Origin of the sequence: Haloarcula quadrata (genome assembly GCF_003634715.1) — an archaeon.
In the GTDB taxonomy this organism is placed as follows: Archaea; Halobacteriota; Halobacteria; order Halobacteriales; family Haloarculaceae; genus Haloarcula; species Haloarcula marismortui.
Genome location: NZ_RBWW01000003.1, coordinates 1 through 13,240, shown reverse-complemented (window position 1 = coordinate 13,240; position 13,240 = coordinate 1). Strand labels below are relative to the sequence as shown.

13 protein-coding genes are annotated in these 13,240 nt (G+C 55.9%); 8 read left to right on the top strand and 5 right to left on the bottom strand.

From position 1 onward, the window contains the following. Window positions 1–217: 217 nt before the first annotated feature. Window positions 218–781, bottom strand: a complete 564-nt coding sequence (locus tag BDK61_RS20580; protein WP_121304464.1) for a helix-turn-helix domain-containing protein — start codon at window positions 779–781, stop codon at window positions 218–220. A 148-nt stretch (window positions 782–929) separates the two neighbouring features. On the opposite strand from BDK61_RS20580, the gene BDK61_RS20575 reads away from it, so the two are divergent. From BDK61_RS20575 to BDK61_RS23645, 3 genes are all read left to right on the top strand, one after another. After that, window positions 930–1,196, top strand: a complete 267-nt coding sequence (locus BDK61_RS20575) for a hypothetical protein (protein ID WP_121304462.1) — start codon at window positions 930–932, stop codon at window positions 1,194–1,196. Window positions 1,197–1,487: 291 nt separating this feature from the next. Continuing rightward, complete coding sequence (locus tag BDK61_RS20565) at window positions 1,488–2,216, top strand: rhomboid family intramembrane serine protease (RefSeq protein WP_121304458.1); 729 nt, start codon at window positions 1,488–1,490, stop codon at window positions 2,214–2,216. Window positions 2,217–2,450: 234 nt separating this feature from the next. After that, on the top strand, window positions 2,451–2,597 hold the full coding sequence (locus tag BDK61_RS23645; RefSeq protein ID WP_167467407.1) for a hypothetical protein: 147 nt from the start codon (window positions 2,451–2,453) through the stop codon (window positions 2,595–2,597). A 26-nt stretch (window positions 2,598–2,623) separates the two neighbouring features. Here BDK61_RS23645 and BDK61_RS20560 read toward each other — a convergent pair whose 3' ends face one another. After that, window positions 2,624–3,616 carry a hypothetical protein gene (locus tag BDK61_RS20560; protein WP_121304456.1) on the bottom strand — a complete coding sequence of 331 codons (993 nt, stop codon included), beginning with the start codon at window positions 3,614–3,616 and terminating at the stop codon, window positions 2,624–2,626. A 231-nt stretch (window positions 3,617–3,847) separates the two neighbouring features. Between BDK61_RS20560 and BDK61_RS23100 the strand changes: the two genes are divergently transcribed. The 4 genes from BDK61_RS23100 (at window position 3,848) to BDK61_RS20540 (ending at window position 6,426) form a co-directional block, all read left to right on the top strand. Next, window positions 3,848–4,114, top strand: coding sequence for a hypothetical protein (locus BDK61_RS23100; protein WP_007190009.1), 267 nt, complete (start codon window positions 3,848–3,850; stop codon window positions 4,112–4,114). Continuing rightward, window positions 4,111–4,977, top strand: a complete 867-nt coding sequence (locus BDK61_RS20550) for a hypothetical protein (protein WP_121304452.1) — start codon at window positions 4,111–4,113, stop codon at window positions 4,975–4,977. Before BDK61_RS23100 ends, BDK61_RS20550 begins: the two co-directional genes overlap by 4 nt. Window positions 4,978–5,436: 459 nt before the next feature. Then, the gene (locus BDK61_RS23640; protein WP_167467406.1) at window positions 5,437–5,589 is read left to right on the top strand and encodes a DUF7837 family putative zinc-binding protein; all 153 of its coding nucleotides are present in this window, start codon (window positions 5,437–5,439) and stop codon (window positions 5,587–5,589) included. 123 nt (window positions 5,590–5,712) lie between these two features. Further along, window positions 5,713–6,426, top strand: coding sequence for a hypothetical protein (locus tag BDK61_RS20540; RefSeq protein ID WP_121304449.1), 714 nt, complete (start codon window positions 5,713–5,715; stop codon window positions 6,424–6,426). Window positions 6,427–6,671: 245 nt separating this feature from the next. On the opposite strand, the gene BDK61_RS20530 is transcribed toward BDK61_RS20540, so the two are convergent. From BDK61_RS20530 to BDK61_RS23095, 3 genes are all read right to left on the bottom strand, one after another. Further along, window positions 6,672–7,817, bottom strand: coding sequence for an ISH3 family transposase (locus tag BDK61_RS20530; protein ID WP_121302948.1), 1,146 nt, complete (start codon window positions 7,815–7,817; stop codon window positions 6,672–6,674). A 279-nt stretch (window positions 7,818–8,096) separates the two neighbouring features. Further along, the gene (locus tag BDK61_RS20525; protein WP_121304447.1) at window positions 8,097–8,855 is read right to left on the bottom strand and encodes an SDR family oxidoreductase; all 759 of its coding nucleotides are present in this window, start codon (window positions 8,853–8,855) and stop codon (window positions 8,097–8,099) included. Window positions 8,856–8,974: 119 nt separating this feature from the next. Then, window positions 8,975–9,598 carry a hypothetical protein gene (locus BDK61_RS23095; protein WP_148709163.1) on the bottom strand — a complete coding sequence of 208 codons (624 nt, stop codon included), beginning with the start codon at window positions 9,596–9,598 and terminating at the stop codon, window positions 8,975–8,977. A 268-nt stretch (window positions 9,599–9,866) separates the two neighbouring features. Between BDK61_RS23095 and BDK61_RS20510 the strand changes: the two genes are divergently transcribed. Continuing rightward, window positions 9,867–13,240, top strand: a 3,374-nt coding sequence (locus BDK61_RS20510; protein WP_148709162.1) for an ATP-binding protein, incomplete at its 3' end; no start/stop codon positions are given.

Below are 13,240 nucleotides of genomic sequence, written 5' to 3'. Positions count from 1 at the left end.
AGTCTGCGTTGAACCAACGTATATACGACGGGAAAGAGACTGGTTGAGTATATCGTTGTCAGTCTTGGATAATCTCTCTGAACTCGACGACGTAATAGAGGATGTCACTGAGGTCTCATATACTGCTTTCCATTCGTATGAGAGTCTGATACCGACGAGCCCGGCCAGGACTAATCAAGCGGAGTGACTGGGTTTTGACAGTCCGTAATGACTATCATCATTTGTCCTTCCCAAACGGGCCCTCAGGCAGCCGTGGCCACAGGAATCCGCTTACCCAGGCCATATACGGTGAGCAGAGTGTCACAATGATGCCGGTGAGTACACACCCGATGGCAATACCCAGATAGGCCCTTTCCGGGAGCGCCGACTCTGAAAGGAGACCGACTGTGAACGCTCCATACACGGAGAATACGACGCTACCGGTGAGAAGCATTATGAACCCAAAAAGGGCGAACGCTCCTGGGCCAGTCCGAGAGTGTTTTTTCAGGAGACTCCAGAGGTCGGCATAGAACCGTTGGACAGCCATAGTGGTCTCCGTGTGGCCTGGATCGTGGACGTCGACGTCCCAGGCGTAGGTGGTCTGGCTGTCGCGACGGTCGAGCCACTCACTCATCTCACCGGTGTGATTACTGATCGTCGTCGTTGAGCAGTCGAATCGCTCGGCGAGTTCCTGCTGGGTGTATTGCCGGTCGGGGTTGGCGTACAACAGCTCGGCAATCGCGAAAAACCGGTCTCCTTTGGCGTCGAATTCATCAGCGAACGCCGACGGGACTCGCGCCATACGATTCGGTTAGACAACCTGGGTAATAAAGGCAAGAAGTATGGGTTGACGCTGATACAGGGCCCTCTTGATAGCCATAAACCCACGGTAGAAGACCTAAAACGGTTGTCCCGGTTTTTATCCCCTGCCATTGTCGGCAAAGGTGTCGATGGAAGCTACCGAAGATAGTGCAGACCGCTGCACACCGATTGCGAGGGTATCGTATACTGACCAGAACCGGCAGCGCGGGCAGATTGATAGGCAGTACGTACTTGGGGCGTTCATTGCAGTCATCCTTGCCAGCCCACTGGCGACAGCGGTAGTTGAGATGCAGTATCATCTATCCGCAGTAACCGGCTTCTCGTGGCTGTCAGCTACGTTTCTCGCAGGGCTGATTATCGCTGTGATGGTGGCCGCGGCACTGGAGGGAGTGTAGCCATGACTGGACACAATCCTTGGGACACACTCTGTGAGTGTCTCAAAGCGAAACCTCGCCGTCGGGTCTTGACGGGCTTAGCTGCCAAGGAACCGACGGAGACAGTCCACTTCACAGAAGTCCGAGCCGATGAGTCAAACACTGGGACGCCGATCCACGCCGAATATATCCATCTCCACCTCCCAAAATTGGCCGACGCTGGCTACATCGTGTTGGATGAGCAGACCTATGAGATTAGTCAAGGACCTCGGTTCGCTGAGATTGAACCGTTCCTCGAGTTAGGCCAGAGCCATGGAGAGCGACTGCCGGATGGCTGGGTGTAACGTCTCGATGAAGCATCTTGGGGCGCTACCGAAGCTGCCGCTCGCTGACGAGCTCTACCGCCGACTCACGTTCAGGAAGCGGCGTGCCACGCAGTCACTGATACTGACTATCCTGCTGTGGTGCGGCCTCCAGATCGGGACACTCTATCTCGGCTGGACAGTCGAGCAGTGGCAGTGGCTGTTCACGACGGCCTCGTTCCCAGCGCTATCGCCGGGGCTCGTTTTGGCAATTATATCACATGATCTCCCACCCAACGTGACGCATATTCTCGGAAACATTGCCTTTCTCTGGCTGTTCGCCGGCGAGAGTGAGCAGCATATGGAGGGCATCGAGGTGCTGTGGTTCTTCGTCGCGGCAGCGCTGGTGGCAGTGACGGTCAGTTCAGCCGTGACCGGACAGAGTGCGTTGGGTGCTAGTGGCGGTGTACTCGCGTTTGTGGGCTTCTACGGGGCACACCTGTCTCTCACACATCGAGAGGGACTGAAACTGGATACGAGCGACTATGGGCCTGTTCAGTACGAGGCACTGCGCGCGTATTGGCAGGGTGCGGCACTCCTGTTCCCGCTCGGCTTTGGTATGTACCTGCTCGGTCAGTCTGTTGGATTCTTTCCCACTGGAAACGCAGATGTCATCGGACACCTCGTTGGTCTCGCGTTGGGTGCTGGGTATGCGGTAGGCCGAAAGTGGGTACGGTAAGGACACTCACGAAACTCCAGTGTATTGCACTGGTCTGCACTCTGTCTGGCAGTAAGGGCGCGGACATTAGCTCTCAGCTTCGACAGCCGACAGGCTGGGTCCTCTCAGTCCCGAACCGCTCGCGCTCTGTGTCACTGAATGGGCTGGCTCTCGTGTTCGGGCACGTCTCGCAAAGCAAATTTCAACCGAAAGGGACCCCAGAGATTTTTGTGATCGATGGTTGATTGATAATGTGTGAAAGTGACAGACAGAGTGAAGGAAGCGATCAAACAGACCCGACTTGCCAAGCAGGAAGTGGACGACGCTGACGTTTCCGAGGAGTTGGAGGACGCGATAGAAGCGCTAGAGGACGCGTCGGAGACACTCGCAGACGACGATTGAGACACCCGTTGCAGGCGGTAGTTACGTTATCCACCGGCCGACGACTCGTGGAATGACAGACCCGATCGGAACTCGGTCAGTTCAGCGATCCGGTCTTCGAGCGCTTCGATTTCGTTACGGAGTTCGTCAGCTTCGTCGCCCTCGGTCGCCTCAAGTTGGTCTTTCAGTCCTTGCAGGCGCGTTTCTTTCTCTTGCTCGTCCACATCGGCCTTGCGAACGTACTCGCTCGGTTCGATATCGTAGACATCGGTCTCGGAAAGGTCGGTCACCGCAAGTGCGTCGTCGACTTTGCTGGAGTCGACCGTCGTCAACCGCTCGCGTTCGATGCCGGCGGCCTCGAACGCGTTCAACACCAGCTCGTCGTCTTTGAGCGACCGGTTCCGACGCGTAGTCCGCTGGACGGAGCCAAACTGTCCAGAAACCGGCTGGTCGTGATGTAGTCGGTCAAGCAAGACGCTCCGAACGTCTGTCCGGAGGTCGTTTGCATTGCGCTGGACGTCCGATAGCAGGGTGTAAATGTTCACGAGTGCAGGCGTGTCGACAGCTTCGAGCGTCGTCAGGTCGTGACGTTCGAGGGCGTCAATCAGCAGTAATGCGTCTGCATACACGTCCAGATCCGGCTCTTCGCGCTCGGTCTCATCGAGTTCCTCACTCCCACTTTGGGCTTCTACTAGCGGCGACCCCGTTGACTGATCGCTTTCAGTCAATGTCCCAGCCCGGTCGTCAACCTCGAAGCGTGGATGGAGAGACAAGACAGTCGCGTACGGTTCCGCGTCTGGCGGCAGGCGGTCAACATCGAATTCGCCACGAGCATCACTCACGCGCTCGTAGAGCGTCTCAAATTGGTCTTTCTGGAGTGGAATTGTCTCGTCGTCGTCCCGATACTGAATCAGGACGCGATGTTCCTGTACATCCTCAATGCCGAAGGCTTTGCGTGACAGCGGGGTAACGAGGGTTGCACCAGACTGGAGTGCGTCAACGTTGTCACGGAGATTGTTCCACGTAGGCCCGAAGGTCATGGCCAAGAGTATGTGGTGACCGGGGAAAACGATAGGGAACGTGGCTGACCCAGATACCGTCCGTTTGGCTACAGCGACTGGACAAATTCTAGCCGGCTAACGGCTCTCTGCGTTGGGTTGCGTCGAATTGTATTCGTGCATCCGAGCAAGACCGGGGAGAGTCAGCAGTGAGCACGCCGGCGTCGGTCCCGAGCACAATGCTTGCTGGTGCCAGCTCTTCTCACACACAGTATGACACGAACTAAATCACCACCAGTAGATCGCCCCGAACAGAACCTACACACCGTTCTGGTCCTTTCGTTTGAGCAGGACGCCACCGACCAGCCGCGGCGTATTCGATATCTCGCTTGTCGTGGCGAGGAGACAATGTGGCGGGTCGAAGAGCGTCGCTACGGCGCTGGCTGGCAGACCATCGACACTGAGCCTATCGAGGACCTGCAACTGAGCCAGCCAGATCAGACACCGAAGACAGAGCGACATGCAGATGTAGGCGTATGACCCAGACCACACCGACAGCTGCTCTGGACGACCTCGTCGACGGGACGACCCGTACGCGTTCGATTGAGCAACCGTATGGCGACCGTGCCCAAGTGTTGTCACAAGCCGACGAACAGTCCCCACTGCTGGATGTGCCCGTCGCAATCTGTTGTCCGAACTGTAGTGAGGCAGTCACGCTGTATGAACGAGGCCTCCCAGGTGTCGTCCCGTACTTCGATGCGGCATGCACACAGTGTGATGTCGACCTACGGACGTGGTGTGCTGTTGCCGTTGATGCAGCCTATCTCCAGATCGTCGAACCCGCGACACTCACAACGATGGTCCAGCAGTTCTGGGACGACTGGCTCTGGAGTGGGATCACCAACAGCAAGGGCGAACCACGTACCGACGAGTATACCGACCGGTTCGCGACAAAAACTGCAGCTTTCGGGTGGGACTGGGAGGTTACCTGTCCGCTGTGTCGGCGCACACGTACTGCTCTCGAACGTAACTCAGCACTCGTCGGCGGGAATCTGGACTATCATCACTGGTCGCACGACCCTGATCAGGGGGTCTGTCTCTGTCGGGAGTGTCACAATATCATCGGGTTCGACACATACGATACCGAACTCGAAGAGCGAGCGGCAGCGTGGGGCTTTGACTCGCGTCACGGTCTACAGGTCATTCGCCTCGCGCTTCGCGATGCTGCAGTCACTGGTCAACCAGTTGGCCCCCGATCTGCAACTGCCCTCGTCAATCGGTATAATCTCCTGCACTCTCCCGAGCGCGTTCAGCAACTTCTCGAAAGCATCAGTGAGGATGAAGCGCTCCGGGAACGGTTCCTCGATGAGCGGCTGGTGGCTGGTATCGAAGCGAACTGTTGAGAAGAACTGGCTTGGACTCTCCGTCTGTGACTACTCGCCATTTGTCGGCGCCGTCGTCCCCTCCACCGTGACTGTTCGCGGTGTTGGACAGTCACACTCTGTTCTGATGAGTGCTCTATGCCCAGGATCGGTCTGTAGGAGCGCTTCTAGGTCATCTGTATAGACGCCCCGCTCGGTTTCGACGGCCAACACAACTTGTTCACCACACCGCCGACATACGCGTCCAAGAGGGATCGCTTCTCCCATATCGTTTCTTTTGCCCAGCGGAACCTAGAATGTATCGCCACCGGAGTGAAACTGAAACAGACGGACTCTCTCCGACCACTGATTGGAGTCCCGGCAGTCATACCGGCTACCATCAGGCAAGGTGGACTTGCGTTTTCGACGACGCAAACGGTTATGTCCAAAGCGGTGTGATTTTCTCACACACAGTATCGCCGAGTTCCCTGGTATACAATTATGCCTGACAACACAGAGACCATCGGTCAGTGCCCGAACTGTGGTGACCCTCTCACAGCCGCATGGACGCTGGTCGAATACGAGAAGGCCGACGGGACAGCGGGTGTCTGGGCGGAGTGTCCGACATGTGCGGATGTCGTCGCACCGGAATAGGAGGCTACCACAGTACCGCAGCACTGCCGCTGCTGGAAGTCAGACAATTCAAGACCCGGTGTGGTGAAGCATTTCTATCGAACTCATGACCGCTCGCAATCTCGGTTGTGAACACAGACTACCATGACGCCAACACAAGACGATTCAGATCCCGACCGCACAGAATACACACAAGAAGACTTTGCGATCGGCGATACCGTCGTCGACCGTGAGCAAGACGACTCTGAACACGTTGCCGTCGTGGTGAACCGCCCGCCAATGGTTGCCGAGGACTGGGAAGCATATCGAGTCGACGGCGAAGCCGTCACCGTGGCTGATGATAATCCCGACTACGACCCGACGGCAAACGTCGTGGTTGTGATCTACCCCGAGGACTTGGAAGAGTGGGGCATTGAATGGGATGGCAACGATCCCATTGTACTGGCCGATGCGCCAACTGGAATCGCGTACGCGTTCCCACCTGGCCGTCTCGAGCCCGTCGGAACGTACTCGCCTAAAGCAAACAACACTCCCAATGAGGCAGAGGCTACGGGTACAGACGAGGACTTACCGGCTGACACTGAGACAACCGGGTCGGTGCCAGATGGTTCTGATACCACTGATGCGGGCACTGCCGATGGCGCTGATGGACGGTCCAATTCTCACGAGCGACTTGAAGCTATCGCCAACATTGTCGAAGAATTGAATGTTGATGATGTTACTGTCGACTCTTTGGAAGAGGTAGTTGTGGTTGAGAAACTGGGCGAAGCATATGCGATTGACACTGACGGCTCTGTTGATGCCGACGATCTGCTTGCTCAGCGCCTTGACGATGCCGTTAGTGAGCAATTAGACTGAAGACATCAACAGCGACCACAAACAGCGTGCTGGCATCTTCAACGTTCTGCCATTCCAGTCTCAGTCGATCACATCGACAGCCGCGTAACCCCGTTTGATTACGGTGAACTAAACCGAACTAGCTGTGGAGCATCTTCGAACCGCTGGTGAGCATGATTTTCGGGATGGACCGTCGCTGTCGGCGGCGGACTGCCGCCGACGCGACAGTGTCACCACTGACGACCGCCGTCCGGCCCGATGGACAGCTACCGGAAGAACCGGCCGTCAAGTGGTTGATTCGCTGGAACAGACCTGCGGACACCAAGTGCTGTCCAAGCTGCGCGAAGCGTCATTTCGCAAAACTCCGTGAACGACCACTGCAAGAGGCGGCGCCCCCCACGGCGGGGCGCCGCCACGTACCTCCAGTGGAGATATCGCCAGCTGTTCTGAAGCAGTAGGCTCACTACAAACATTACCAACCGTAGTCCAGCATCCTGAGAACTAGTGAAAGCGAGGCTCTGCTTGGCTAATCGGTAGCTTGATTCGATGCCGAAGCGCTTGCTGTAGTGATCTCGTGCATCTCGTGGCGTGTCGATAAAGGGCGCGTCAGCGGCGTAGCCGTGACGCGCCACCCCGTGTTCGTCGTACCGTCCCTGCTGGTACACGCAGTCGATGAACACAGGGAACTCCACCTCGCCAGCGAGATCGTGTTCGATCTCGCGGCTCCAGCCTTTGCTGAGTTTGTTTTGAATCGTCTCACCCCACTTGACGATCGGCATCACATAGGCGTAATTGTGCGCGTACAGCAGCTTGAGACAGGTGCTGTTGTAGAAACCTCGATCAAGGTAGACGGCCTTGACGCCGAGGTCAAGGCCGTCAAGGAGTTCAAGAAACTCACCGAGGACATCGCTGGTGGTTTCGCCAGCAACGAGCTGGCGAACCGCCAGCGTGTATCGCTTGTTGCGTACGCGCACGTAGAGCGTTGCATAGGCGTGAAACGTCGTTGTTCCACGCTTGGCCTGTGAGGAGTACAGAGCCTCGGTTTCGTCCTCATCACCGTAGTAGGGATCGAGGTGGAGGTCTGCGCAGACCTCCACCGGTCGATCTGGAAGTGTCTCAAGCGTATCTCGTTGAAGCAGCGTGTCTCCAACCGATTCAACCGAATCCAGTTCAAACTGATCGCTGAGATGTCCACGGACGGTATTAGCGTGTGGTGAGTCGTCAGTCGTTTCGCAGACGTGATTGATCGAGGTCCCGCCGGCGCTGGCGCCGGCGAGGACCTCATAGAGCGTCTCTGCCGTGACCTTGACATTCTCGCCGAGATCTAATGAAAGTTCCTCGTCAAGACTATTGACGACAAAATTAAGCAGGTGCTCTTCTTCTATCTCGCTGTCTGCTTGGGTGGCTTCCACACTCTTCCCAAGTAGACGCTTCCTCTAACCCGATGTGATCGACTGAGTCTGCCCTGAATTTAATTATCGCTCAGACGTTGTCCCAGCTGTCTGTGGGGACGCTACAGCAACCAAGTGGCCATGCAAGCTGATGCTGACCGAGACACTATCGAAGTAGCATCCTTTGCCGACCTCGGCCCTGATCAAGAGATAATTCGGTCGCTCAACAAAGATACGAAAAATAGTGCCAAACTAATAGATGAGAATAACTCGCTGATAGTTGCTTGGCGGCTGACTGACTTACAGCTCTTGATGAGTTGGTCTAATCAGTAGTTCGTTAACATCAACATGGGCGGGTTGGCCAACAGCATACGTGATCGAGCGCGCAATGTCCGTTGATGTGAGTGACTCCATCGTTTCGAGCGCTTCCTTGGTCTGTTGTTTTCGGTCTTCATCAGGAATGTGTTCTGCGAGCTCTGTATCAACATAGCCTGGTTCAATGAGGGTCACTCGGATGTCGTCCTCACCAGTGACTTCTTGCCGAAGTCCCTCAGAGAAGCCGTTAACGCCGAACTTTGTCGCACTGTATGCGCTTGATCCAGGGAAGGACTTTCGACCGGCTACTGAGGAGATATTGACAATATGACCGGCACCGTGGTCTTGCATAATCGGAAGAACAGCGTGAGTAAGCTTCATCAGTCCGCTTAGGTTCACATCAACCATTTGTTGGAAGTTGTCCGTATCAGCATCCTGAACTTCCTCAAGAAGCATCACGCCAGCATTGTTGACAAGAATGTCTACTTGTCCAAACTCCGCTACTGTCTGGTCAACTAACTCTTCAATATCTGCCTCACTGGTGACATCAGTTGGGATAACAAGTGTGTCCCCGCCGTTTGACTCAATCTGATCAGCCAAATCGTGAAGTTCGGCTTCGCGCCGAGCAGCCAGAACAACATGAGTTCCTTCATCTGCGAGTGACTTCGCTGTTGCTTCACCAATACCAGAAGACGCACCAGTAACAATCGCGACCTTACCGCCGATATCCTCAATCAGATCCATTACACCTCTTCCGAAATCGGGGGCGACATAAGACATACCAGATGGAAGAAACACTCTCCGGATTCCCACCTCAACCGACTTATTACTGTTGAGCGGACAGGATCCCTCTCAGAATAAACTCAGCTCTTCCGAAGCCATAGAAGCATAAGCATGAGTGTAGCGAGTACCGTGCTCATACCAAATCCAGCACCGGTCCCCTCAGTTGGGGTTTCCGAGGGTCCTACTATCGGTGTCTGTGTTGCTTGCTTTTCGGTCACAAGAGGGGTTGAAGTCGGCGTGGGAGTTGGGCTATCGATCTGGGATCTTTCAGTTGCAGTTTCAGCCGTGGTTCGTATCGGTGTTTCAGTTTTATCAACAGTCTGTTGTGGCAGTGGCTCACTGATTCGGAGTTCAATTCGGTCAGTTGTGCCAGCAGCTGTTGCTTCGACAGTGTATCTGCCCGGTTCTAACCCAGTCGTATTTAGTTCAACTGTCCAGACACCGTCCATTTCCCACCGATCAGCGGTTGCGGTTGCAACACGCTCAAAGTCATCGTTGAGAACATCAACAATGACTGCGTGGTCATCTGGCTGAAGATTCGTCAATCCACTCAGGAATACAGTCTCATTTACTGTCACAGTCTTATTTTCAACCCATCCCCCGCGTTGCAACTCGTCACGGCTCTCAGGCTCATCTGTAGTTATATTTATTATTTCAACGCTTGAACTTACGAGAGTAATCTGGCTTGCACTTACCGTGGACACCGCTGACGATGTTCCCTGTCCAGCAGTATTAGAGTCAGTAGCGGACCCAGTAGCGGCTGATACTGGACTGGCAACAAGCCCAACAATCGTAATCACAAGCAATGCAGAACGGCGCGATATAGAGAGCCGGTGAATGTCGTACATAGGACTGTGCGTGTATGCTGCGAGTGCAGTCTATACTAAACAGTAATCTGTGGAAACAGTTTCGCCGAAGCAACCATAACATCCTGTTCAATAGAGTGAAAATAAGATAGGTCGTTCCTGAAAAATGGAATTCGTCGCACGCCTCCTGTCCGGGCGCCTCCACCTCTCACCGGAAGAAGTGTGTGACGAACTTAACTGGCGCAACGAGATTGAGTCCGTCGAATTCCCCGAACTCCAAGAAGTTCCGTCTGAGCCGGCTGTCTCGTTCTTTCGGCGTGAGCCAATTGAGATCGACCCCGACGACTGGGACGAAATGCACCCCGGCAGGAAAGCAGTTATCTTGGGTCTCACAGACGACCTGCCGCCCGAAGCCTACAAAGACGACTTCGGGTCTGATGAGACAGAAGGATTCAACCCCTTCGACCCACGACGGATCGACCCTGAGTATCTCCCCGACGACATTGACGACCGGGACCCGCCAGAGACCTACCCACCCCGCCATGGAGATGCCGCAGATGCTGACGACGATTCCGGTGGCAAAGCCCTCTCCGTACCGTCAGACGACGACCAGGACGAGGACAAGCAAGCCGAAGACGACGACCAACAGGGCGAAGACGAACAGGTAGAGGATGAACAGGGCGAAGACGAGCAGAACGAAGACGACCAGCCTGAAGACGACGACACTGGAAGTCTGTTCACCGACGGCGAAGAGTTTGGAGCCGGGGGAGACACTGACGGGAGCGCCAGAATCGGGATGTCCAGTGTCAAAAACAACAACGACGAAGAGAAAATCCCCATCGAATTCGACTACGAAGAAGTCTCAGGTACCGCCCTCGTCGACCCAGCAACAGCACTGCTCCCCCACATCGGCGAAGACGACGACAGTGAGTACGGCGACGCCGACGACAAGCAGACGCTTCCTCCTGTCGCAGACCCGACGCTTGACCAACCCGCCGTCGGACCGAATGGTGAGTACATCTACGCCCGGCCAGACGCGAAGTACATGGTCCCGAAAGCTACCCGCTGGTACGGACAGGAAGAAACCATCGGCGACTGGATGACCACGCTCAAAACAGCGACCGAATCCAATCCAGAATACGAAGACGGCGGCAACGAAGATGCCGATATCGAATCCCCCGAAACCGTCGAAACCCTCTTTGAAACGCTCGAAAACGCCGCTGTTCCAACCGCCTACCAAGTCGTCTTCCAAGCCCGCGACGACTGGAGCGATGCCGCCCAACAACGCAAGCGAAACATTCGCAGCGGCGACTTCGACCAACCGTGGCTCGAAAAGTACGTCCTCAATGGCTACGAACCCGACGAAGATCGTGACCTCAAAGCCTACGAATACCGCCGCATCAAACTCATCGAAAACAAGCGCCCGAAGAAAACGTTCAACGCAAACGTGCGTGCGCTGTCACTGCTCCCCCACGACGAGTTTACTACGGACCCTGAGAGCCCAGTCCCTCTAGTCGACGGCGATAGCGCCGCCGCTGAAGAAGCCGTTGGCGAACTCAAACCACTGTTTGACCCCCTCGATGGCGTGTACTACCACGTCGTTGGCGAGAGAGCACCCAAAAGTGGCGCTAGCGGCACAGACCTCACCGCCCGCGAAGTCGCAGAGAACTTCCTTGCCCACGATCTTGTCACCCGCGAAGACCGGCGCGGGTGGCTCACCAAATTCAACCTCTGGAACGACCCGAAAAAGCGACCCGAACTCATCCTGAACGCTGATGAACTCAGCGACTTCATCACAATCCCGAGTGGCGAAGAACTCGGCGGCGATGCCTATCGGTCTGCCGGCACGACCGACGAAGACGCCACCCACCTCCGCCGGCCGCGTCCAGAAATCCACCACAAGCTCACTGGTGGGATGGATATCGGCTACGCCTTCGACGAAGATGGCGTCCCCGAAGATGAACCGACGAGTATCCCCGTGAACAAACTCACGAACCACTGGCTGAAAGTCGGCTCATCGGGCTCGGGGAAGACGATCAACACCATCGGAATGGGGCTGTCCCTGTATGAGAACGTCGACGGCCCGGTCATCGTCGTCGACCCCAAGAGCGGGGACATGATCGAAAATTACGCGAAGTGCCACGCCGCCAAGTTTGGCGACCTCCGCGACGTACAGATATTTGAGGTCCCGAAGGTACTCCCCGCAATCCCATTCTTCGACATTCGACCGCATCTGTATGAGGGGATGAACCGCGACAACGCGATTCAACAGAAAGTGGACGAGTTCCACCTCATCATGCAGATGATCGACGACAACTACGAAACTGCCTACGTCGCCAAGAGTGTGCTGGGAGCGCTCATCAAGTCCCAGTTCGACGCCCGTCACGGGGCAGACAGTTTCACGCTCGATGATCTGTACAACACGGCCGTCGAGATGTACTCCGACCAGACAGTGCCCCGTGTCTCACACCAGCCCCAGGTCAGAAACATCCTGACGAACCAGCTCAACAATGCCGAGCAGGACTTCAAGAACACGATGCAGGCCGTCATCAACCGGCTTGACGACCTCCAAGAAGACATCAACCTCTACCGGCTGTTCAACCAGAATCCAGCGTGGGACGACGACAAGGGGGAGTACAAGTTCAACAGAGTCACGCAAGCGGAATACGAAGAGGCGAAAGAAAGCGACAACAAAGAAAATCCAGAGCCGCCGTACACGGCACTGGACTTCCGAGAATTGCTGGATAGCAACAAGGTCGTCCTGTTCGACACCGGCGGATTCGTCGGTGATGAGTCCCAGCGTGCGTTCTCGATGTACATCCTGTCGGCGCTCTGGAGCGCGGTGAAATCCCGGTACAACGATCGGAAATCTCACGAGACTATCGACAACACAGCAAGTCTCATCATCGAAGAAGCCGCCCCTATCGTCTCAACAGAACTGGTCACGAACACGCTCATCCCCGAAGGCCGGGAGTTCGGGCTGTCGCTGGGGATGGTCATGCAGTTCCCCGAGCAAGTCCGCAAGCACTCAGACGCCGAGACCTACAACGAGATCATCACCAACGTCCAGTCGAAAATCATCGGCCAGATCGAACCCGGCCAACGCATCATCGAATCACTCGTTCACGGAGATCGGGACAAAGAAGCGATCAAGAACAAGGTGAGTCTCTTGAGTGGCGGAGAGTGGATTGCCGACCTGCCAGAACCGGAGTTCGGTGCGGATGTGCCACCGCCGTTCTCGGTCAAGTCCCTCGGTATCCCACCCGGGCACCCGGAAGGTGATAAGCCGTTCACCCACAGCGGACGGGAGAAATTCTACCGCCAATATGAACAGCGGAAAAACCGGGTGGCAAAGAAACACGGCTATATCCAGCCCTCCGCCGAGGAAATCGCCGAGGCAGACTCCCCCGGCGATGCACTTGGCTTCCAGGGCGGCGAGGAAGACGACGAAGACACAGCGACGCCCAGCGTGCCGGACGCAAACGGTGACAGTCACGAGGATGCTGACGGAGAACAGAGTTCTGGGGGTCTCATGACCCC